Source organism: Kitasatospora cathayae (genome assembly GCF_027627435.1).
GTDB classification, from domain to species: Bacteria; Actinomycetota; Actinomycetes; order Streptomycetales; family Streptomycetaceae; genus Kitasatospora; species Kitasatospora cathayae.
In genome coordinates this window covers 17,522-39,148 of record NZ_CP115452.1, presented here as the reverse complement: position 1 = coordinate 39,148, position 21,627 = coordinate 17,522, and the positions used below count along the sequence as shown (strand labels likewise).

Below are 21,627 nucleotides of genomic sequence, written 5' to 3'. Positions count from 1 at the left end.
GACCGCAACCCTTCCCTTCAAGGGAACTGCACCCATCAGCGATCGCGGCTGCCCGTATGCTCCTGGCATGCCGACCGAGGACAGGGCCCGGAACGCCGCCCCGAAGCACTGGCAGGAGTGCACCGGTGTCCACGACTTCCTGGAGCAGGTGCGTCTGCGCCCCGAGATGTGGCTGCTCGGCGGGTCGCTGCGGCACCTGCAGTCGATGCTGATCGGCTATCGCGTCGCGCTGGGTGTCCACGGGGGTGGGGAGGATTTCGACTTCTGGCCCGAGGACTCGTTCGCGCAATGGCTCTGGCGACGCCTCGGCCGACGCAGCCCGCTCGGCTGGGCCGCCGAGATCGAGCGTGAGACGCCCGCAGGCTCGACGCCGGTCGCGGAGTTCTTCCGGCTGCTCGACGCGTACCGCGCCGAGCGGGACGCGATCGCCGCCGGCCCCCGGTTGCCGGTGGCTCCGTTCGCCGGCGAGCACCCGGCCATGCAGGTGGTCCGCACCGAGATCGGTCGGCATGACTGGGACGCCATGCGATGCGGCTGCGGACATCCGGCGACCCATCTGCCCGCCGCGCTGCTGCGGCTGGTCAACGCTCGGACGCAAGGTGAAGCCACCTTCGCCGAGATGGACGACCACGTCATGATCCAGTCCAACCTGATGGAGCCCGCTCCCGCCGCCACCGCCGTGGTCCTGGCCGCCCTGGCCGACCCGACGCTCACCACACCTGTCGCCCGCACCACTCTGCTGCACCTCCTCCTGTGCTTCAGCGTCGGCGACACCGCCCAGCAGGAGGAGTGCGAGGCGCTCATCCGCGGAGGGACCTGGATGCTCTACCGCGAACTCGTCACCCACCCGTCGGGCATCGCCCGGGAGTACGCCTACGACACCCTGTGCAACCTCGACAAGAACAGAACCGGCTCACGGCCTTCGACCACGCGATCAACCCGGGCGGAAGCCCTGCATGATGTCCGGTACCCGTGTAAGTCTCATCGCGGCGCCTTCACGGTCAACGTGAAGGCGAGTCCGTCCCCAGGTGGGAACGGTTGTACGTTGAGCGGCACTCCGTGCTTGGTGATGTCCCTGAACAGGAGGTTCCGCAGGTTCCGCTCCGCCACCTCCGGCGTGTTGGGGTCCAGGTTCCGCCCTGCGTGTCCGGTGCAGGTGTAGCCGCCGGCGGTCAGGGTCCTGAAGTCGGTGGAGGCCTGGATCGCGCCGTACGGGCCCCGTTCGAGACGGTAGGGGATGTACAGCGTCGCCTCCCTCCTCCTCTTCCTCCCCGGAACCGCCCCCATATGCCGTCGATGGCGTCGACCAGCTGCTCGATCTCAGGCCTCGAGGCCCGTGCGGCCGGGGCCGCGGAGGGGCTATGAGGGTGGGGCCGGGGGTTCGGGGGCGGCGAGGGGCCAGGTGTCGCGGTCGTTTATGTGGTCGTAGGCGGGCAGTTCGGCGGCGAGGACGTCGAAGTACGGCAGCGGGGACCACAGGGCGCGTTCGCCGATGACGTAGAGACGGCGTTTGGCGCGGCTGGCGGCGACGTTGAGGAGGTGGGGGGTGCGGGCGGCCCACTCCCGGGCGCGGGGGCGGTTGCCGCCGAGGACGAGGACGACGACCTCGGCTTCCTTGCCCTGGGCCTTGTGCACGGTGGCGCAGCGTTCGTCGAGGAGTTCGCGGGTCCATCCGGGGCGCGTGCGGCAGATCGTACGGGCTTCGGCGACGAGGGCACGGAAGGGGGCGATGATGCGCAGGCGTTCAGGGGTGATGCCGTGGTGGTCGAGCCGGTCGAGGAGGAAGGTGAAGGCGCGGCGGTCGCGTTCGCCCCAGGGGGCGTCGGCAGGGCGGTCGGGGTCGTCGGTGTCGAGCCAGCGGCTGGGGAGGAGTCCGTCGTGGTCGGGGTCGGGGAAGGGCTGGGGGTGGGTGCCGTAGACCATGAGGCCGCCGTAGGCGACGTCGTTGCTGACGGTGAACATCGGGTCTTCGCAGCGGCGGTGGACGCGCAGGGGTGAGCCGACCCAGACGGTGTCGTCGTCGGCGCCGGCGGGGGCGGGCAGGTAGGTGCCGTAGCGGTTGACGCGGTCGGCGACGGCCTGCGCGGAGGTGGCGGAGGGGAGCCATTCCTCGTCGACGCCGTAGGCGAGGAGGAGCCGGCGTTGCAAGGCGGTCGGGGTGACGACGGGTTCGAGTTGGAGGGGGTCGCCGACGAGGACGGCGCGGCGGGCCCGCCAGAGGGCGCCGACGGCGGCCTGCGGGGTGGCCTGGCCGGCTTCGTCGACGAGGATCCAGCCGATGGTGCCCCGGCCGAGGCGGGCGAACATGGTGCCGTGGAGGAGAAGGTGGTGGAGACGACGGGGACGAGGAGGAAGAGGGTCTGCCAGGCACGGTGGACCTGCTCGTCGGGGACGGGGCCGCCGGTGCCGGTCATCAGCTCCATCAGGACCTGGAGGTTGCCGCGGACTCCTTTGGCGTTGGCGGCGACGAGTGCGCGGTGCAGGTCGAGGGCGCGCATGAAGAGGTCGCTGCGGGCGGTGCACCAGGCTTCGTCGGACCAGGGGGAGCCGAGTTCCTGCTCCTGGTCGTCGAGGTCGGTCCAGTCGAGGGGCAGGGACGGGAAGCCGGTGGCGGCCTGGCGGAGGGTGCGGTGGGCGGCGTCGAGTTCGGCGGTGGCCGTCTCGAGGTCACGCCGGGCGGCCCGGGCTTCGCGGCGGGCCTGTTGGACGGCTTCGTGGGCGGCGGACTCGGCGGTGAGGGCGGCGTCCTCGTGGGCGCGGGCCCGGCCGGCGGCGGCGTCGGCGTCGGCGATGCCGGTGGTGGAGCGGGCCTGGAGGTCGGCGGCGGCGAGTTCCGCGGTGCGCGTGCAGTCGGCGACCTGGTCGTAGGCCTCGTGGAGCGCGGTGCGCTGCTGGTTCAGGAGGGCGAGGGTCTCGGCCCGGGCGCGTTCGTGCTGCTGCTCGATGGCCTGGCGTTCGGCACTGCTCTGGAGCAGGCGGCGCAGTCCGGAGCGCAGGCCGGGTTCGGTGGCGGGCGGTGCTTCGTACCGGGCGGTGAGGATGTCGAGGTATTCGCGGTGGTGGTCGACGCGTTGGCGGGCGGACGCCAGCTGGGAGCGGGCGGTGGCGAGGGCTTCTCGGGCCTGGGGGATGCTCTCGTGGACCGTGCGCTGGGCGGCTTCGGCGGCGAGGGCCGCGCTGCCGGCGGTCACCGCGGCGGTGGCGGCGGCGGCGTGGCGGGCTTCGGCGGCCGCCACGCGCTCGTCGGCTCGCCGGACGGCGTCGTCGAGGGTTTCGAGGCGGCGCCGGCCGCGTCCTGATTCGGTGTCCGCGAGGGCGGCGGCGAGGCGGGTCCGTTCGGTGCGCAGGCGTTCGACTTCGGTCTGGGCGGCCTTGAAGGCGGTGACGGCCTGGCGCCAGGAGGGGAGGGGCTGGGCGGGTGCGGATTGGGAGGGTACGGGTTGGGAGGGTACGGCGGCGGTGCCTCTGCCGCGCGGGGTGCCGACGGGCTTCGGAGCGTTCGGCGGTATCCAGTCGCCCAGCACGGCGTTCATGCCGCGCAGCTCGGGAAGCCCGGCTGCGGTGCGGGCGTCGGCCTCCTTCTCGGGTAAACGCCCCCACCAGAAGCGCTCGCTGAACTCCTTGCGGTTGGCCTTGTTGCCGAGCACGGCCGCGACCAGTCCCCAGGCGGGGGCTCCCTTGAGCAGGGCGGAGGCGAGGTCGGAGAAGTGGTCGGGGCCCTCGCGCCAGTGCTCGGCGAGGGCGGCGGCCCCGGGGAGCTCCGCGGTGATGTTCTCGACGGCGCCGTTGTTGGACGAGGTGACGACGATCTCGTAGCCGGTCAGCCTGGGGTCGAGGGCGGCGACGTAGCGCTTGTGGCGGCCCTGGCGGTCCTTGCCCTGCCAGGCGCGGCCGACGAAGGCGTCCTCGGGGCGCCGGAAGGCGGCCATCACGGCGGCCCGTTCGACCACGAGGGCGGCGACCAGGTTGCGCAGCATGGTGGTCTTGCCGGTGCCGGGCGGGCCGTTGACGGAGAAGAGGCCGCCGTCGGTGTCGGCGGTGCGCGCATCGGCGAGCATGCGGTTGACCGCGAACTGCTGGCTGAGCGCGAGCGGGTGCTCGGCCTTCGCGGGCCAGCGCCCGGCGGGGTGGAGGACCGGGTCGACGCCGTCGAGCACCGCACGGCGGTCCTCGCGCAGGTCGGTCCGGGCCAGGACGGCGATGTCACGGCGGGCGGTCAGGTAGGCGTCGAGAGCGGGGCCGAGGCCGCTCCCGTCGTCCCCGAGCGCAGCGCGGACCCGGGCGAGGTCGGGGGGCAGGAAGCTGTTGAGGAAGGGCTGCGCGGCCGTGGGCTTGGCCTTGGGGTCGCGCGGGAGGTGGACGAGCCGGCTCTGGATGCGGATCACGCGCGGGTCGAGGCGGCGCTGGACGCCGCAGAGGTCGGCGATCTGGGCCGTAGCGCCCGGGACGGGGCCCCAAGGCGTGGGGTGGCTTACCCCTGCGGGGACGAACGAGCTGGCGATGGTGCCCGGCACCCGATAGCGGTTGACCTGATCGGCGCACTGCCTATGAGGGAGCTGCAGGCCTTGGCCAACACGGTCCGTCCGTGGGCCCGAATCGGCTGAGCCCCCAGCAGAATTGAACTCTCCCAGCCCGTGTCCACGCTCTCGTGGCACGATGTCCACCGCTCCTTAATTCCTCAACAGCGCTGCCACCTCACTTCCCTGCCATCACACGAACGACTGCCACCAACCCAACGGTCAAGAAACGGCAAAGCCGCTTCGCCGCAGGTCGCGAAGGGTCCTCCCCGCACCCGGCGCGGTCGGGGCGAAGGCCGTCCGCGGTGCGACCGCCGGCTGTCCTCCCCCCACCCGCGGGGGTCAGCCCGATGCCGGCGCCGGTCCAGCCGACGCAGACGATGTCCTCCCTGCACCCGCTGGGGTCCAGCCGACCCACCGTCACCAGCATCGGTTGGAAGGTGCACGGGATGAGCGATCTGATCGCAAGCCGTTCTTGGATCACCGCCCAACCGATGCCGGGCGCGGGACTACGAGACGCTCCCTGCCCACGTCGAGAACGTGATGCGCCAGGCGGTGAGCGCCATCGTGGTGCGCCGGCTCAGCCGGCGTGGACCAGCGGCCCGTCTTGGGCCTCGCCCCGCCTTCGGTCACCCGGACTGCTACTGGATCGGGCCGGCCAGCGTTGTGATAGGCAGCGGTGGGCAACTCTGCGCCTCTCTGGTGAGGTTCGCCAGCTCGTCCGACGGTTCGGCTCCGTCCTGGATGGCCCTGACGTAGGCCCGTGCCTCCTGCAGGCTCAAGCGAGGGACTTGCTTGCGCAGGTGGCTCATCGCGGCCACGGCCCCGGCGGAGCCCACGAGTGCGCGGACGGTGGAGACAAGTGGGTCGGGCGTTCTGGCGCCCTTGATCTGCCGGAGGTAGAGCTCCTCCCAGTCCTCGGCTATCCACGTGGTGGCGGGGACGGGATGGATGCTCCCGTCATGCCCATCGACCAGGTACGGGCCACTGCCGACCAGGTTGTAGCGCCGTGCCGGAGGAGGAATCCCGCTCGTCCGACCGGGCCGAGACGAGATCGACGGATTCACCCCCGAGAGCTCGCTCACGGGGACGCCGGCGGCGATGTCGTCACGGCCCAGCAGCGGGAACTCGGCGCTCGGCGCGGTCGCCGGCCCCATCGCGCGCAGGTGCCCGAGCAGCTCGGCGCCCGCGTTGTGCAGGACCGCTACGCCCTTCGCCTGTACTCCGGCCACGCCGACCCCAGTCCCTGAGGTAGAAGACGTAGCCGCCCACCTGTCGGGCGGGGTGAGGTACGGTCCGCTGCCCGACCTCCAGCATCCCGGGCTCTAGCGGTGAGGGGACGGCCCACGTCCACTGCTTCAGCTCGACCGCCACCACCGTCAGCTCACCGGTCGCGTCCTGGCCGACGACGGCCGCATAGACGCGTTCGCCCGTTCCCGGCAGCGACAGCTCCAGCAGGAGGTCGAGGTCCCCCGGTACACGTACACGACAGATGAATACCACTGGCGTCCGACCGCGGGAGCGGTTCTCCTCGAACCGCCGGTCGGGGCGGCGGGCGTCGAGCGCACCGAGTACGAGGGCATGTCAGTCCCAGGGTCGCTTCGGTAGCTCCGGGTACCGGCCGAGGTGTCCATGTGCCGTGCCGTACGGGCCTCGCAGGGCGCTTCCCACGGCAGCGACTCAGCTACCGAAGCGACCCAAGCGACCCAAGCCCGGAACTCCAGGCGGGAACTCCCCGGAGCGGCTGCCCCGGGGACGGCACCGTGGTGCTGCTCCGACGGCGACCGGAGCTACTGAAGCGACCCAAGCGACCGAGCCCGGGGCTTTCATCCGCGCCTGACACTCGCGACACGCCGGGGGCCAGGGCCCGAGAGACTCAGTCGCTTTCAGTCGCTGGGCTTCAGTCGCTGGACAAAATCCCAGGTCAGAGCCCATTGGCCCACCCCATCAGCGACCCAAGCGACTCAAGGTCGGGTATATGAAGACATTCCCGTGTGCGTGTGCGCGTTATAGACCCGGGCTTCAGTCGCTTCAGTCGCTGTTTGCTGTTAAAAATGGCTCTGACCTGCGAAAACGCCGCCATACCGAAAACAGCGACCGAAGCGACTCGGTCGCTGTCCCAGGGTTCGGTCGCTCAGTTTCCCCGCACGTCGCAGCAGTCCGGGACGGTATGTGCTCGCTCGGCTAGTCTGTGTGAGCTATCTTCTGGACTTCGGTCGCTTCAGTCGCTGATCCGGCACCCACCAGTGCTCTGACCTGGCTTTTTGCCGTCAGCGACTGAACAAGCGACTCAGTCCGGGCAGCTACTGAGCTACCGAAGCAGCTGCAGCAGCTACCGAACCAAAGGGGAAGGGACCAGCGTGACGGCGCCGATGGCCGTGGGGAGCGACCGAACGGAGCGTCAGCCGGACGCACTGGCCGTCGCGCGCTGGTGTGCCGCCCAGGGCTGGCCCGTCCATCCGCTGGCCCCGGGACGCAAGACCCCTCCGGCGAACTGCCAGCCCTGCCAGGATTCCCCGCACTCCCCCACCGACTGCTCCTGCCACCGCGTCGGTCGCTGGTGCCACGGATTCCACGCCGCCACCACCGACCAGGACCTCATCGGTGCCTGGTGGCGGGTCAACCCGGACTTCGGCACCGGGGTCGCCTGCGGCCCCGCAGGCCTGGTCGTCATCGATGTCGACAGCCACCCCGCCGATGTCCCCGCCAGGGACCGGATCCTGCCCGGCATCCCGATCCACGACCGCGTCGACCTCGACGGCCTGGAGAACGGCTACCACACCCTCGCCCTGCTCGCCGCCCTGCGCAAGGCACCCGACCCGTCCCGGGACACCGGAACCCTGCGCGTGCGCACCCCCTCCGGAGGCCTGCACATCTGGTACCGCGACCAGGCCCACCACCGCTTCACCTGCTCCACCGGCTCCTCCACCGGCCGGGCCCTCGCCTGGCAGGTCGACGTCCGTGCCCACGGCGGCTACATCGTCGCCCCCAGCACCGTTACCACCAGCGGCACCTACACCCCCCTGCCCGGCGCCACGACCCCCGCACCACTCCCCCAGTGGCTCGCCGAGGAGCTCATCCGCACCGGCCACCTCAAGGACCGCCTCGGCCAACAGCTCAGCACGCCCCAGCCGGCCGTCCCCGACCGTGCTCGCCAGGCCGTCGTCGCGGCGGGCGGCGGCAGGCGAGGTGCCGAACGGGTCCTCGACACCGTCCTCCAGGACGTCACCGACTGCGCCACCACCCCCGAGGGAGCCGGCTTCACCGGCAAGCTCAACCGCGCCGCCTACACCGTCGGCGGCCTCGTCTCCGCCGGACACCTCACCCACACCGAGGCCGAGCAACTGCTCGCCGACGCCGCCCGTACCGCCCGCCCCTCCCAGGACCGGCAGAGCTCCGCCGTGATCCGCTCCGGTCTCGCCGCCGGTGCCCGGCAGCCCCTGTACGTAGGGAAGGCGCGAGGATGAGCGACAGCACCCGCAAGAGGACGGTCTTCGACCCCGTGGCCGCTGCCCAGCAGATCCTGGAGTACCCGCCCGTCCCCGGGCCCGCGCAGGCGCCCTGGCACGGCACCGCCGTCCAGGAGAGCCTCCTGGACTCCCCCACTCCCGTAACGGCCCCACAAGCCCCCCCTGCCCCCCTCCAGGCCGCTCTGACCCCTCGACAGCCCGACGGCCCCCCGGCAGGCCCGCAGGCGAGCTCCCACGGCCTCCTGCCGGACTCCCTGTCCGACCGCGGCAACGCCAAGCTCTTCGTCCACCTCTACGGCCGCGACTACCGCCACGTCCCCGGCATCGGCTGGTACCGCTGGGCCACCCACCGCTGGCAGCTCGACGAGGACGACACCGTCCTGTGGGCCGCCGGCGAGATGGCCGAGAGCGTCGCCACCCACGACCCCCGCGGCGTCTACACCAACGCGGACCTGCGCCGGCACCGCCGCCGGGCGCTGTCGACCTCCGGCATGAACGCCATGCTCGCCCAGGCCAAGTCCGCCCCCGGCATGGTCCTCAACGCCGCCCTCCTGGACGCCGACGCCTACGCCCTGTGCACCCCCGGCGGCGTCGTCGACCTGCGCACCGGCGCCATCGCCCCGCCCGACCCCAAGGTCCACCACCACTCCCGCTCCACCACGCTCGCCCCCGCCCGGATGCCCACCCCGCGCTGGGACCGCTTCCTCACCGACACCTTCGGCGACGACAAGGAAGGCCGCCAGACCCGCGACTTCCTGCACCTGCTGCTCGGCTACTCGATCAGCGGCGACGTCGGCGCCCAGGTCATGCCCTTCCTCTACGGCCAGGGCAAGAACGGCAAATCCGTCCTGCTGGACGTCATGATCCAGCTGCTCGGCGATTACGCCGACGCGGCCCCGCCCGGCTTCCTGATGGCCAAGACCTTCGACGGCCACCCCACCGACCTCGCCGAACTCCACGGCCGGCGCATCATCGTCTGCTCCGAACTCAAGCCCGGCGACCGCTTCGACGAGGCCCGGGTCAAGCTCCTCACCGGCGGCGACAAGATCAAGGCCCGCCGGATGCGCCAGGACTTCTTCTCCTTCGAGCCCACCCACAAGCTCTGGCTGCTCGGCAACCACCGCCCCGAGGTCGGCACCGGCGGCTTCGCCTTCTGGCGCCGCATGCGCCTCATCCCCTTCGAACGGGTCGTCCCCGAGGAACGCAAGATCGACAACCTGGCCCACGTCCTCGTCGCCGAGGAGGGCCCCGGTATCCTCGCCTGGCTCATCGACGGCGCCCGCCGCTACTTCGCCGGTGAGAAGGACCTGGCCGGCCCCCAGGCCGTCCAGACCGCCACCACCGCCTACGCGGAGACCGAGGACCACGTCGGCCGCTTCCTCAAGGAGGCCTGCATCACCGGGGAGGGCATGCGCGCCGAACAGTCCCAGCTCTTCGGCGCCTACACCCGTTGGTGCGGCTTCGAGGGGGCCAATCCCGTATCCGGCCGCGCGTTCGCCGCACGAGTCCGCGAGACACTGGGTATGACCTCTCCCAAGGAGATGGTCCTGTCCAACAGCCGCAAGTACTACCCGGGCATCGGCCTGATCACCGACGACACAGAGGAGCAGAACGCGTGAGCGCGCTGATCGACCCGGCCGAGCTCGCCCACGAAACCGATCTCGTCTGGCTCGAGGACACCACCGAGCTCGACTACGTGCGCCAGTCGCTCGACCGCCTCACCACCCGGCGCGGCCGCCCGGCCTACCACCGCGACGGCCGCATGGTCGGCTACGCGATCCTCGGCCCCGACGCCAAGTCCTCCCGGGCCTCCGGCACCTTCCGCCGCCGCGTCTTCTGGCTGCTCCCCCACGACCGCGACCAGGACCCGGACGGCCTCTACACCACCGGCGCCCCCTCCGAGGCCGTGGACCCGCGCACCGTTGCCCCCGGCGTCAAGGGCTACAAGACCGAGCGCTCCGAGGGCGGGCCGGCCTCCCCGGCCATGCTCGAACTGGGGATAACGCTCCCGGGGGGGGGGGCGGGGGCGGGGCGGGGTTGCCGGGGGGGGCGGGTATCCGCGGGGTCTCGCTGAGGTCCGGGGTGCGTACCGGCGCTGATCCTCCTGGAGGATCGCCTGGCCCGACAGGAGGCTCTCCAGGACCTGGCCGTGCTCGGCGACCGGGGCGCTGAGCCTCTCCAGGGGCTCGGCGTGCGTCCGCAGGACCTGGATCCGTTCGTCGGTCCGCTCATCGGCTCGGCCGGAGACCATGACGCCGAGCGCATCGGGGATGCGCGTCATCGACCGGGCTGCCCGGCCTGGCTTTTGGGGTGGCGTTCAGTACCCGGGCACGGGCCTGCGGGGCGGAGCGGACCTCCGCGCGGTCCCGGCCGGCGGTCACCGCCGCCGTCGCATTCGTCGCCGAGGCCTCACCGCGCAGGCGGCCGACCTCCGCCTCCAGCGTCAACAGCCGCGCCCGCAGGCCGTCCAGCGCGCTCTTCTTTCCCCATCTCCAGGACTCTGTCCGGCCGTCCGTGGTCCTCTGACGTGCCGCTACTGCCCATCCGGATGCCTCAGAGCGAGCGTCAGCTCTGCCGGGCCCTGAGCGCGGCGACGCTCCGGGCGAGGTCGAAGGCGGTGACGGGATCGCGTTCGTTCGTCCAGGGTTCCGCGCCGCACCAGGGGCCGATGCGGCGGAACTGCTCCAGTGCGGCGTCGTAGCGTCGGGCCTTGACCAGGTAGTGGGCCAGGAGGTGCCGAAGGTGGTACAGGCTCTGGTCGTCGTCGGGGGCCTGGTTCAGTGATCTGGCGACGTTCTCCAGCAGATCCTTGGCCGTGCGTGAGGACGGGAGGGCCGAGGGGCCGGAGCGTCGGGTGAGTTCGTACAGCGCGTGCAGGTAGACCCCGGCGAGTGGGCTGCCGACCGGTGCCTTGTGCGCGGTGCGTTCGGCGAACTCCATCATCAGCTTGTCCGTGCCGGCCCACTTCGCGCACCAGTACTGGAGGGCCTGGCAGTGGCCCTCGTAGTGGTGCGGGGCACGCGTGACGAGTTCCCTCCAGAGTCGGCGGAACTCGTCGTGGTCGTACCGGAGCCCGCGGGCGGCGGTGACCATGACCACCCAGGGGCCGGGGTCCTCGGGCGCGAGCGAGGCGGCCTTCTGGGCGGCCTCCATCGCAGCGTTCAGCTGGACCATGAACCTGGCCATCCGGCCGGCCGGGACGTCGAGCGCGTACTCCCCGCCGCGGATCGCCCAGGCGCGGTGCAGGAGTAGCTGGGCGTGGACGGTGGCGGCGGTGGGCCGGCGAGGCCCAGGGCGATCACGAGGAGTTTCGAGGAGCCCTGCGGGTGCTTGGGGAACCGCCCGCGTCCGTCACATCCCGCGCTCCGGGCCGTACATCGGTGCGGGCCTGTCATCGGGTGACATCGGCAGCGGTTCGAGCAGCACCGGGCCGGGATAGAAGGCGGAGCTGTGCGGGCCGACCATGTCCTCGCCGACCAGGTAGCGGTAGAGCCACTCGGAGAAGCTCATCCGGTACTCGAACCAGGACCCGTCGTGTTCCACCGCGCAGATCCGGTGCCCGCTGTGGTCGGGCAGCGGTGCCAGGAAGACGTACTCGCCTCGGTCGGTGCTGGTGATCGGGATCAGGCCGTCCTTCGTCCCGAACCGAACCTCCTCCAGGCCGAGGACCACGCGGACGTTCTCCTCCGGCTCAAGCCACTTCTCCCGGTCCCAGTCGAGCGCGGCCCAGGCCCGGGACGTCTCGCGGATGTCCTGCCCGAGGCTCCAGCGCTCGGTGGCCGGGTGCTTGAGAGACAGGTGCCAGTTGATCTGCACCGGTGCGTACGCGTCGACTATCGCCTTGTAGTCCTCGGGGAACCGGGTGCCGATCTCGGCTTCCAGCGCGGCCCATGCGTCAGGACCGGCGAAGCGCCCTTCGCCGGGGCCGAGCATGGCGAAGACCTCGGCGAGATAGTCGGGCACCGGCTCTCCTCATCGGGTTCGGGCGTCACAACGCGCGCCATCACCGCCACGAACGTCGCGGTCCGCCGCCGAGGCTAACCGGTGCCGGTGACATCGCCTCAGCCGGGCAGGAGTGAACAGAGCGAACAGGCCGGGCAGTTCGGCCCACGACCGAGCCTGCCCGGCCCGCGCCGGCTGGGGTGTCAGCCACGTCCGGCTGCGCGGTCAGCCACGAAAGGGGTCTTCCAGGACCGGGATGCACGGGGACAGCAACGGCTCCGCGTGCTCGTCGACCTCGCCCCGGACCATCCGGAGGACACGGACCTCGTTCCCGTGTACGGAGTCCTCGTCATCGCGCACATGCAGCAGGCCGTACGAACCCGGCGCCCGCACGCCGACCTCGCGGAAGAAGTCGAGGATCTCCCGAGCGCGGTGATTCGGCTGGCCCCCGAAGTGGACGAACACCGCGCCGTTCATCCAGCGCAGATCCAGGAGGTAGGGGCTCGCGATCTCGTCGATCCTCCGCTGGATGCCCTCCGCGACCATCCGTAGGCGCGCGTCCTCACCGGCGATGTCGCCGTCGTCGGCGCCGGCGGTCTCCAGAACGTTGATCCAGCCGTGGTACTCGAACATGGCACCGCAGCCTACGGGCGGGCCCGCCGGCCGTGCATCAGAGTTCCGTTCACCCCGATCCGATCACGCGGGCCGCGGGGTGCCGGCCAACCCGCTGCGGCCGAGCAGGTCGTGGAGGCGCTCGGCGGGCAGTCGCGGGTTGGCCGCGGCCCCTTCGGCGAGCTCCGGATCGTCCAGGAGCGAGCCGATCAGCTCGACGGGAAGCAGCGGGTTGGCGGCTGCGGCCCGGCGCACCCGCGGATCCGGGTCGGCCAGCAGGGCGGCGGGCGGCTCGGCGAGGGTGGGGTCGGCAGCGGCCAGCGCGCGGACCTCCGGATCGCCGTGCCCGAGGAGGTGCCCCAGCCCGGTGCGCGGAAGCCGCGGCAGCATCAGCAGGTGGCGCACCTCAGGATCGGGGTCCTCGGCCAAACGGTGCGCCAATTCCCGCGGCAGCCGGGGCCAACACCGCGGCGACCCGTCGCAGCAGGGGGTGCGGGGACATGGCGCACGCCTCGTACCAGTCCGGCTCCGGCTCGAGGAACATCTCGCCGACCGGCCCGATGCATTCGGCCGCGTGGCCCACGACCCGGTCGATGGCGGCACGCTGCGGCCAGGTCCGCGGCAGCGGCTGCAGTAGGGCCCGGGTCCGTACGGTGGCGTCCGGGTCCTCGGCCAGCTCCGCCAGCAGCGCCGGATCCGGGTCGGCCCGGGCGGCCACCCGCTCGCGCACCTCCGGATCGGGCCGCGCGCCAGGCGGGCGACGACCTCGCCCGGAGTGTAGGGGTTGGAAGCGAGCGACCACAGGTCGCGCCCCTGCGCGAGGCACCGCTCGGCGACGGTGCGGGAGACGGCGTAGTTGATGAGCAGCAGATGGCGGTAGTGGCAGTCGCGTTCGGGCAGCTCCGCCTCCATCGCCGCCGGGTCCAGGATCCTGCTGTGCTCGCGCGCGGCCTCGGACACCACGGGGTCAGGGTCGGCCAGGAGGGCGTCGCGCTGCGCGGGGCTGAGCCACTGTCACAAGCCAGTCGCCTGGGCCCGCAGCTCCGGATTCGGGTGGTGAACCATCTCCCCCGGCGGAATCGATTGCGGGATCTGCCGGGAGAACTCCAGCTCCTGCCGGATCTCGGCGGCGGTGAGCACCTGCCCGCCTTCGTCGTCCCGGGCGGTCAACAGGGCTTCCAGGACGGCGTCGGGCAGCACCTCGGTCCAGCCCAGATGCGGCCTTCGCCCCGCCGCCAGAGCCGCGCGCACGAGGGAGTCGGCGTCGTCGACCAGCCGGCCGCGCTGCCCGGGATCGGCGTACCGGTTACGGGCGAACGCGCGGCGGACCGCCCGCTCAGGGTGCTTCAGCACCGCTTCGACGACGTCGGAGGGAAGGGCACGCTCCCCGCAGAGGACCGGCCAGGCGGCGCGTCCCTCCGGGGCCAGCAGACGCAGCAGGACATCGGACGGCGCGGCGGGGTTGGCGGCGACGCCGCGCAGCCAGGCTTCTGTGAGCGGGGAGGAGGACATCGGGCCATCGTGTCAGCGACCGGAGCCACCGGTCGACGGCTGATCACGCCGCTGGATTTTCCGCGGAAAATTCCGACGGGACGAGGCAGATCACTTTTCCGCACTGTCCGCCCGGGCGGCCTCTCGCCGAAACCACTGGTTCGGCACGCTCCAGCACTGCTTCGATGACCTCACGGCCTTCGTCGCGGAACCCACGTGATGGGAGCGGCTCCGCCGATCGGCTACAGGCCGACCCACAGCGGAGACTGACCCGATGACAGACGCGCATTCCCACGCCAGGCCGAAACGACACGTCTACCTCGATCCCGACGGCTGCGGCGTGGGCTGGATGTTCGTCATCGTGGCGGCGCCCACCGGAGTCGTCTACCAGAACCAGTGCGGCGGCCACGCCTGCGCGCAGTACGAGCAGGAGGGCTACCTCGTCCCGCTCTACGGGGCGGACCTGGACGAGGAGATGAAGGAGATCTTCGTCGGCGAGCTGAACGGATGGGGCGTCCGGGGTACGGAGTGGACACCCGAGGTGCTGGCCCGGCTGCGAGCCGCCGTCGACTCCCTGGGCATCTACGGCTCCGGTCGCGAGGACGACCTCTACCCGCCGTCCCTGATCCTCGACGAATCCCGACTCGCGGAGGCGGCCGAAGCCTGGATCCCGGTCGTCACTCCCGACGGCCCCGGCGTACTGGTCTGGGAGAACTCCGATTAGCTCTGTGGCGCACGGCTTCGTCGGACTGCTCGATCGGGCGACGAAGGCAGTTGTCCCGTTCCGGATCCAGACCCCTCTACCGCTACGCCTGGACCATGTCCGAGACGGATTCCGTGAGCACGCGCACGGCACGGTGGTGTGGCGATGACGGGCTGAGAGGGCGACTCGGTCGGTCTCCGGCTTTGCTCGACCGACCCCGCCGAGGCTGTCGGCTGTCCTGTGGCCGTGGGCGCTCCCCGGCCGCGGGAACCGACCGGCCGATTTTCCGCGGAAAATTCGGCGCCCTCGGACGGGAGTGCCATCGGCTTCCGTGCCACCGGGCTGGCCGACGCGAACGAGATTCCCGTGATGCCCCGGGCCCACCACGGAGAAGCGAACTCACCCCGCATGGACGTGGAGAGGTTGACCGCCCGTTCCCGGTTCGATGGTCCAGTCGCGGCGATAGCGTCGGACCGTGGCGGAGCGCGCGTATGACAACATCACGATCGACCTACCCGACTTCGGCGCGACGGTCCGGAGACACCCGAGGATGTTCTTTGGGGCCGCCCCAGGCGACCGGAGCTTGGCGACGCACATCCTGGTCGCTGTCGGGAAGGACCTGCTGCATCCGCCGCCGTCCGTTGCCCCGGCTCCTGGGTTGCGGGCCCGGCTGGAGGTCACTGGCGACCGGAATATGACCGTCACCGTGAACCAACCCGGCGCATGGGAACCCTCGGTCGTGCCCCGCTCCGGCGGGTGGGCCACTGCCTTGCTGGGAGACGAGTGGTAGTCCTTGTGCGCGGCGGCGGCGTTGTCCGCCGAGGTGGCCGTCGCGCGGTGGTGTGGGGAACGGGCGTCCAGGCAGCGCCTTGCAGGGCCCCGACCGCTCGCCGCCGTCCAGGAGTTCCAGCCGTCGGACGGCGGCAGCGGTATGCGCGTGAGCCTCACCCTCGACCCGGCGTACGTCGGGACTGACTTCGTCCTCCCGACAGATCTCGCGGATCTGAACCTGCATGACCCGGACTGCTCCGACTCCCCCGGGACGGGGCATGTCCTGATCCGGGACCATCGGAGCGGCCCGGAGCCGGGGGACGTGCTCCACCGTTGACCCTGCAGGCCGGATGCGTTGCCTGGTCCTTGCCTGCGGGCTCCGGATTTTCCGCGGAAAATTTCGTGGTTCGGGAGCCGCAGACGGCTCACCGGCAAGGGCCCTCGCAGTGGCCGGTCTCTTTGCCGGAAGCCCGCCCCCGGAGACGGCTTCCCGCGGGTTCCGATTTTCTGCGGAAAATCGGAACCAGGAAGCCGAGGTCCGCTGGGGCGCCGGGCTGGGCCGTCTCGACCCTTGACCCAGGTCGGCAGCCGATGGCCCAGCTCCTGTTCCCTCCTCCCTACAGGCGGTTCCGTAGGACAGCGATCAGGCCACAGCTGCCGTTTCCGGTGGGCTCCGGATTTTCCGCGGAAAACTCTCCGAGCGGATCGCGGTCACTCCCTGCGGACCCGGTCCGGTACCGAGAGGAACGGCAGGTGCTCCGGCTTCCCCTCGAAGTCCACGAGCGTGCCCTCGAGGTAGCGGGCGCACTCCGCGTGCGCCTCGATGGTGAAGAAACCGCTCGGGTCGTAGAAGTCGACGAAGACGGTGTCGGAGACGCCGTTGGGGCCGGTGCTCGGGGGTTTCAGTTTCAGCTGGATGTGGTCGGGCGCCGCCTGGGACTCGACCGTCCATCCTTGCGCGGTCAAGGCACCGCGGGCTCGCTCCAGCGCCTCCGCGGCCTGCGGGTGCTTGAGCCCGGTAACCGTCAAGCCCGCGCTGATCGCCGCCGTGCGGGGCTCGTAAGGGGCGGTGTCTTCCAGGTTGTCGAGGAAGTGGGAGAGCCCCCGCCCGTGGCAGTCATAGATGTCGGCCTTGATCCCGAGGCTGTTGCTCAGATTGAGCACCAGCCCGTTCGGCACATCGAGCGAGTCGTAGACGGCCAGTGTCTGGCTGTTCAGATGCTCAGCGGTGGCAGCCGGATCGGCCACCGGGAACGGAGCGCCCTCCCACACCCCGGTGACCTTCACCCCGCCGAGCATCACCGCACCCGCCACCGCGAGGACCGCGAGCGCGCGGGCCGCCCTGCGTCCCCTACTGCCTTGCCGAATGCCATTCCCCATGGTTCGAATCGTGGACGGTCCGTCCCGCCGCTTCATGAGTACCCGTACTCACCTTGGCTTCCGTACCCACTCCCCCCACCGGTGCCGTGGCTTCGCATAGGACGGTCTCTTCGTCCTCGCCGACGGCGGCCATAGGCACACACGCGTCGCTAGCTCGTCAGCGCTGCCCGGCCGTACGGAAGGGCGGGATGTCAGTGGCGTCGGGGATGCTCGGTAGCTGCTGTCATCGAACCAGGGGGCCTCATTCAGATGCCGATTCGTATCGCCAGCCGTCGCCGTGGGATGGCGTCACTGACCACCGAATACCCCGGCGCAGAGATCATCGACGTGACGTCCAAGGCACCGGATCCGTGGGTGCGCTTGAGCCCCTTCTACCCGCACGGCGGCATCCCGGTTCCCTACAGCGAGGGAGTGACCAGCCAGTCCGTGGAAGGGATCTGGCAAGCCCTCAAGGTCTTCCAGGACGCCGATGTCGACCCCATGAGGCTCGAGATCACCATGATGCGAGGGCTGAAGCGGACCGTGCGTCGATACGGACCCGTCCAAGGCCACCGGGCCGGTCTGCACGGTGACCGGCTACTGGCCTACGAGACGGCTCGGCGCCGGATCTATCTGCCCTCCTATCGGTGGATCCTCGAGCACTGCGTCGCCGATCTGGTTGAACTGCTCAGGGAGAAGGAGGACGTCGTGCTCCTGGACTACACCACCAACGGGGACGTCACCGATCACGCGAGCCCGCTCTCCCACGCCGCGCTGATCCAGCTCCACATCGAGGGGCGCTGGCCCGACGAGGACGACGAGGCCGAGGTCTCCACCGTAACCACCGGCTGGATGCCATGAGCGGACCAGTGACGGAGGTTCCGGGGAGCGGGGGGTTCCGTGGGCGCTCGGCCGTGGCCGAGGGATGGTGACCCGCTGATTTTCCGCGGAAAATTTCGGAGGAACGTCGGGCAGCCGAGGGTGGGCCATGATCGACCCCAGCAGGCCGACCTGCCGGCCTTGCTTAACGACGGGCGCGGTGCCTGACACCGCAGAGGTGAGAGGGCGTCGCAGCACTGGTTGCCGGGGGCTCCCAGTCCTGCGGCACCCGGCGCTCGGCCGTCCCGAATTTTCCGCGGAAAATCCCGGGCACCGAACGGAGCCGGTACAGATCCGTCCGGCTGCCGAGCGACAGCCCAGGGCTACCGACACGCCTCGAGCGCGCAGACACGTCAACGACCGCTATCGCCCGGGCTGACGGGAATCAGTTCGCTCTGCTGACCGCGCTCGGATTTTCCGCAGAAAATCCCGGGAGTCCTCGGCGGCTTCGAGCGCGCTGAGAGCCCTCCACCGCCTCAGCCTCATCGACCACCTCACCGACAGCCCTCTCGACAGCGTCCGCATCCATCAGCTCGTGCAGCACGCCATCCGGGACACCCTCAGCGGCCCCGAGTTCACCCGCACCGCGCAGGTCGCGGCCCAGGTTCTCACCGCGGTATGGCCGGACGAGGACCACACCGACCGGGACCTCGCCGCCCTCATCAGCACCTACCGGAGGGCGGGCCTCTTCCGCGAGGCGGTCGATCTCGGGGAACGTACGGTGGCGGACTGCGAGCGGGTGCTGGGCTCCGGGCACCGCGTCACCCTACCCGCGGCAACCTGGCGAGCGCGTGCAAGGAACTCGGCCTCGTCGATCGGGGCATCGCCCTGAGGGAGCGGACACTCGCCGACCGCGAGCGGGAGCTGGGCACCGATCACCACACCACCGTCACCACCCGCAGCAACCTCGCACTCGACTACATCGAGGCCGGGCGCTTCGACGAGGGCATCGCGCTCGGGCGGCAGACGCTCGCGGAGCGCGAACGGATCCTCGGCCCCGACCATCCCGACACGCTCACCACCCGCAGCAATCTCGAGCTCGGATTGAGCCGGACCGGCCGGATCACGAGGCGATCGCGCTGGGAGAGGAGGTCCTCGCTGATCGCGAACGTGTGATCGGGGCCGACCATCCGGACACCCTGGTCACCCGCGGCAACCTCGCCGCCTGCTATCGGGCGCCGGTCGTTGGCAGAGGCCATCGTCCTCGGCCAGCGCGTTCTGGCGGACTGTCAGCGCGTCCTGGGCAACGACCATCCCAGTACCCTTCGAACCAGCGGGAACCTTGTCGCCAGCTATCGGCGCCGGCTTCCTGGGGAACGCCATCGACCTCGGCTGACAGACGCTGGCCGACCACGAACGCGTCCTGGGCACGCAGCACCGCCGCACCATCGACATGCGGCACGGATCTCGCGGCCTCTTACGACCAGGCCGGACACCCGGAAGAGGCCGTCATCCTCGGTCGACAGGTGCTCGCCTCCCGCGAACAGTTCCAGGGCACCGACCACCCCGACACGCTGCTCAGCCGCGGGAGCCTCGCTGCCTTCCACTTCCAGGCGGGGCAGTTGGATGACGCCATCGCCCTCGGGACACAGGCCACCGCCGACTACGAGCGCCTCCACGGCAGCGACCACTCGATGACGCTCGCGACCCGCTGCAACCTGGGAAGCTTCCACCACCACGCCGGGCACCGCGACGAAGCGGTCTCCCTGTTGACCGACGTCGTCGAAGCCCGGGCCCGCCTGCTGCCTCCCGACAACGGGGAACTGGTCGCCACGCGCGTCAGCCTGGCAGCCGTCCAGACGGCGCGAGGCCGCACCCTCCTACCGGAGGACACGGCCGGTGCGTGGCGCGACGCCGGGGCCGCCGTCCAGACCGTCGGCCTGTGCCTCGCCGACGCTCCCACCGCCTACGGCCCGGCGCTCGCGGACGCCTACCGGCTCGCCGCCGACGCCCTGGCTGTTGACGGCCAGCCCCAGGCGGCTGCCCACCACCGCAGTCTCGCCGCGACGGCTCGAGCGGCGGGCAGCGTGGCGCAGACCGGGCTCGCGAAGGGCAGTGGATCGTGAGCGGATCAGTCTGTCCTCGGATTTTCCGCGGAAAATTCCCGTCCTCGGCTCCACATACGGACCGGTGAGCTCCTGACACGGGACGTCCTCAGGCCTCAGACGTCACGGCCCAGCGATCGCCGGCGAACCGGGCTAGTGCTGTGACCGCGAAGGTTCACCGGGTCAGTGACCGCCTCGCTGCCCTGGGGGCGTGTTGAGTCCCATCGGCTGGGCGGTAACAGCCCTGAGGAAAATGGATTGCCTTGGGACCGAGGCCCACGTTGGCTTGGCAACATGACTGAATTGCGTACCGATCGCCTCATCCTCCGTCGATGGCAGGACTCTGACCTTGAACCGTGGGCGGCGATGAATGCCGATCCCGAGGTCCGCGAGCACTTGGGTGACCTGCTGACCCGTGAACAGAGCGATGCCTCCGTGGCACGGTTCCAGACCGAGTTCGACGAGCGAGGCTACGGATGGTGGGCGCTCGAAGTACTGGCTACGGGCGAGTTCATCGGCTTCGCGGGCCTGGACCAGGTGGATGACGGCATGCCGTTCACGGGGGTGGAGATCGGTTGGAGGCTCGCTCGTTCAGCCTGGGGCCAGGGCTACGCTACCGAGGCCGCCGTGGCGGGTCTGGCCTTCGGCCTTGAGGCCCTTGGACTCCCCGAAATCCTGGCGGTAACGACAGCCACCAACCTCCGCTCCCAGGCGGTCATGCGCCGGATCGGCATGACCCGGGATCCCGCTGACGACTTCGACGACCCCGCCGCGCCCGAGGGGCCACTGCGTCGGAATGTGCTGTATCGGATCGCCCGGGGTACGAAAATGTGACGCTCCGCGCTCGGTCGCCTGATCACGCGGCGAGAGCGGGTCTGCCGCCCCAGCGGAGGCCTTTCTCGCTGCGGATGCGGGCGCGTTCCTTGCGCTGGGCGGCGAGGACGTCGGGGTGGCGGGCGTTGGCGTTGCGCCAGCGCAGGTAGCGGTGCAGTGCGCGGGTCTGGACCGTATGGTTCGGGTGGTTGGAGTTGACGAGCGTGAACTGCCTCAGTGCGCCGAAGTGCGCCTCGATCGGGTTCGCCCAGGAGGCGTTGGTCGGGGTGAAGCACAGGTGGACGTTGTTGTTCTTCGCCCAGCGGAGGATCTTCTTGCCGTTGTGGGCGGAGAGATTGTCCAGGATCACGTAGACCGGGGCACCGTCCGGACGGGCGGCCCGGATCGACCTCAGCGCGGCCAGCGTGTTCGCGATGCCCTTGCGGCGGCGGTTGACTCCCCACAGGGTGTCGTCGCCGACGGAGTAGCAGCCGTGGAAGTACGTGACGCCGTGGGTACGGTGGTAGGTCGCCGGGAGCCGGTCAGGCCGGCCCTGCTCGGCCCAACAGCTTCCCGCGGTGGGGCGGATACCGAGCGGGCCGAACTCGTCGAACGCGAACGTGCGGTCGGGGAAGTACTCCAGGACGTGTTCGATCCGGTCGAGCTTGGCATCGTACTCGGGGTCGGTGGACTCCTTCCAGGTCTTGGTGCGCTGGAAGGTGACGCCGCGTCGGGCGAGCAGGCAGCGCAGGGCCTCGCGGCCGATCCGGACCACCCGGCCATGGACCTTGCGCAGGTAGGCGAGCAGTTTGCGGATGGACCAGCGGGTGAAGGGCTGCCCGAGCTTGGTAGGTCGGGTGGTGGCCGTCTTGATGACGAAGTCCTCGTCGTCAGTGCTGAGCAGGCGGGGACGGCCTCCCGCCCACTGAGGGCCCAGGCAGGCCAGGCCGACCCGGCGAACCTATGCGGTCACGGCACTAGGGAACACGGACATCGTCCCACGCATCGGTTGCTAGTGCTGCTCC

At 70.7% G+C, this 21,627-nt stretch carries 20 protein-coding genes and 2 pseudogenes; 11 read left to right on the top strand and 11 right to left on the bottom strand.

What is annotated here, in order from left to right; all coding sequences use genetic code 11:
• Positions 1–67 precede the first annotated feature (67 nt).
• On the top strand, positions 68–1,162 hold the full coding sequence (locus O1G21_RS40670) for a hypothetical protein (protein WP_270151856.1): 1,095 nt from the start codon (positions 68–70) through the stop codon (positions 1,160–1,162).
• 197 nt (positions 1,163–1,359) lie between these two features.
• On the opposite strand, the gene O1G21_RS40665 is transcribed toward O1G21_RS40670, so the two are convergent.
• Together O1G21_RS40665 and O1G21_RS41950 are read right to left on the bottom strand one after the other, a co-directional pair.
• Positions 1,360–2,307 (bottom strand): DEAD/DEAH box helicase, encoded by a 948-nt coding sequence (locus tag O1G21_RS40665; protein WP_270151854.1) that lies wholly within the window; start codon positions 2,305–2,307, stop codon positions 1,360–1,362.
• A 647-nt stretch (positions 2,308–2,954) separates the two neighbouring features.
• Positions 2,955–3,533, bottom strand: a pseudogene (locus tag O1G21_RS41950) (hypothetical protein); the annotation flags it as partial.
• A gap of 174 nt (positions 3,534–3,707) precedes the next feature.
• On the opposite strand from O1G21_RS41950, the gene O1G21_RS40655 reads away from it, so the two are divergent.
• On the top strand, positions 3,708–4,604 hold the full coding sequence (locus O1G21_RS40655; protein ID WP_270151850.1) for a hypothetical protein: 897 nt from the start codon (positions 3,708–3,710) through the stop codon (positions 4,602–4,604).
• Positions 4,605–5,158: 554 nt separating this feature from the next.
• Here the strand turns inward: O1G21_RS40655 and O1G21_RS40650 are convergent.
• Positions 5,159–5,749, bottom strand: coding sequence for a hypothetical protein (locus O1G21_RS40650; RefSeq protein WP_270151849.1), 591 nt, complete (start codon positions 5,747–5,749; stop codon positions 5,159–5,161).
• A 1,140-nt stretch (positions 5,750–6,889) separates the two neighbouring features.
• Here O1G21_RS40650 and O1G21_RS40645 point away from each other — a divergent pair.
• From O1G21_RS40645 to O1G21_RS40635, 3 genes are read left to right on the top strand one after another with little or no spacing between them, the layout of a single operon-like run.
• Positions 6,890–7,984, top strand: a complete 1,095-nt coding sequence (locus tag O1G21_RS40645) for a bifunctional DNA primase/polymerase (protein WP_270151847.1) — start codon at positions 6,890–6,892, stop codon at positions 7,982–7,984.
• Entirely contained in the window at positions 7,981–9,606 is a 1,626-nt protein-coding gene (locus O1G21_RS40640; RefSeq protein WP_270151846.1) for a DNA primase family protein, read from the top strand. Before O1G21_RS40645 ends, O1G21_RS40640 begins: the two co-directional genes overlap by 4 nt.
• Positions 9,603–10,061: a DUF6009 family protein gene (locus tag O1G21_RS40635; protein ID WP_270151845.1), complete on the top strand. Its 459-nt coding sequence runs from the start codon at positions 9,603–9,605 to the stop codon at positions 10,059–10,061. The genes O1G21_RS40640 and O1G21_RS40635 overlap by 4 nt, the downstream gene beginning before the upstream one ends.
• A 491-nt stretch (positions 10,062–10,552) precedes the next feature.
• Here O1G21_RS40635 and O1G21_RS40630 read toward each other — a convergent pair whose 3' ends face one another.
• From O1G21_RS40630 to O1G21_RS40605, 6 genes are all read right to left on the bottom strand, one after another.
• Complete coding sequence (locus O1G21_RS40630; RefSeq protein WP_270151843.1) at positions 10,553–11,161, bottom strand: hypothetical protein; 609 nt, start codon at positions 11,159–11,161, stop codon at positions 10,553–10,555.
• 177 nt (positions 11,162–11,338) lie between these two features.
• On the bottom strand, positions 11,339–11,950 hold the full coding sequence (locus tag O1G21_RS40625) for an SMI1/KNR4 family protein (RefSeq protein WP_270151842.1): 612 nt from the start codon (positions 11,948–11,950) through the stop codon (positions 11,339–11,341).
• A gap of 204 nt (positions 11,951–12,154) precedes the next feature.
• The gene (locus O1G21_RS40620; RefSeq protein ID WP_270151841.1) at positions 12,155–12,562 is read right to left on the bottom strand and encodes an Imm7 family immunity protein; all 408 of its coding nucleotides are present in this window, start codon (positions 12,560–12,562) and stop codon (positions 12,155–12,157) included.
• Positions 12,563–12,625: 63 nt separating this feature from the next.
• On the bottom strand, positions 12,626–12,946 hold the full coding sequence (locus O1G21_RS40615) for a hypothetical protein (RefSeq protein WP_270151840.1): 321 nt from the start codon (positions 12,944–12,946) through the stop codon (positions 12,626–12,628).
• Between the two features lies 1 nt (position 12,947).
• Positions 12,948–13,271 carry a hypothetical protein gene (locus tag O1G21_RS40610; protein ID WP_270151838.1) on the bottom strand — a complete coding sequence of 108 codons (324 nt, stop codon included), beginning with the start codon at positions 13,269–13,271 and terminating at the stop codon, positions 12,948–12,950.
• 284 nt (positions 13,272–13,555) lie between these two features.
• On the bottom strand, positions 13,556–14,053 hold the full coding sequence (locus O1G21_RS40605; RefSeq protein ID WP_270151837.1) for a hypothetical protein: 498 nt from the start codon (positions 14,051–14,053) through the stop codon (positions 13,556–13,558).
• Positions 14,054–14,306: 253 nt separating this feature from the next.
• Here O1G21_RS40605 and O1G21_RS40600 point away from each other — a divergent pair, with 253 nt between their 5' ends.
• Positions 14,307–14,756, top strand: a complete 450-nt coding sequence (locus tag O1G21_RS40600; RefSeq protein WP_270151836.1) for a DUF6210 family protein — start codon at positions 14,307–14,309, stop codon at positions 14,754–14,756.
• Between the two features lie 1,461 nt (positions 14,757–16,217).
• Here the strand turns inward: O1G21_RS40600 and O1G21_RS40595 are convergent.
• A complete protein-coding gene (locus tag O1G21_RS40595; RefSeq protein WP_270151835.1) occupies positions 16,218–16,922 on the bottom strand; it encodes a hypothetical protein in 705 nt (234 codons plus the stop codon).
• 213 nt (positions 16,923–17,135) lie between these two features.
• On the opposite strand from O1G21_RS40595, the gene O1G21_RS40590 reads away from it, so the two are divergent.
• The 5 genes from O1G21_RS40590 (at position 17,136) to O1G21_RS40575 (ending at position 20,623) form a co-directional block, all read left to right on the top strand.
• On the top strand, positions 17,136–17,726 hold the full coding sequence (locus tag O1G21_RS40590; RefSeq protein ID WP_270151833.1) for a DUF6939 family protein: 591 nt from the start codon (positions 17,136–17,138) through the stop codon (positions 17,724–17,726).
• A gap of 553 nt (positions 17,727–18,279) precedes the next feature.
• Positions 18,280–18,576 (top strand): tetratricopeptide repeat protein, encoded by a 297-nt coding sequence (locus tag O1G21_RS40585; protein ID WP_270151832.1) that lies wholly within the window; start codon positions 18,280–18,282, stop codon positions 18,574–18,576.
• Positions 18,474–18,860: a tetratricopeptide repeat protein gene (locus O1G21_RS41945; RefSeq protein WP_405000862.1), complete on the top strand. Its 387-nt coding sequence runs from the start codon at positions 18,474–18,476 to the stop codon at positions 18,858–18,860. The genes O1G21_RS40585 and O1G21_RS41945 overlap by 103 nt, the downstream gene beginning before the upstream one ends.
• The gene (locus tag O1G21_RS40580; RefSeq protein WP_405000861.1) at positions 18,788–19,810 is read left to right on the top strand and encodes a tetratricopeptide repeat protein; all 1,023 of its coding nucleotides are present in this window, start codon (positions 18,788–18,790) and stop codon (positions 19,808–19,810) included. The genes O1G21_RS41945 and O1G21_RS40580 overlap by 73 nt, the downstream gene beginning before the upstream one ends.
• Positions 19,811–20,083: 273 nt before the next feature.
• On the top strand, positions 20,084–20,623 hold the full coding sequence (locus O1G21_RS40575; protein ID WP_270151829.1) for a GNAT family N-acetyltransferase: 540 nt from the start codon (positions 20,084–20,086) through the stop codon (positions 20,621–20,623).
• Positions 20,624–20,645: 22 nt separating this feature from the next.
• Here the strand turns inward: O1G21_RS40575 and O1G21_RS40570 are convergent.
• Positions 20,646–21,554: pseudogene (locus O1G21_RS40570) on the bottom strand (IS630 family transposase); the annotation flags it as partial.
• Between the last annotated feature and the right edge of the window lie 73 nt (positions 21,555–21,627).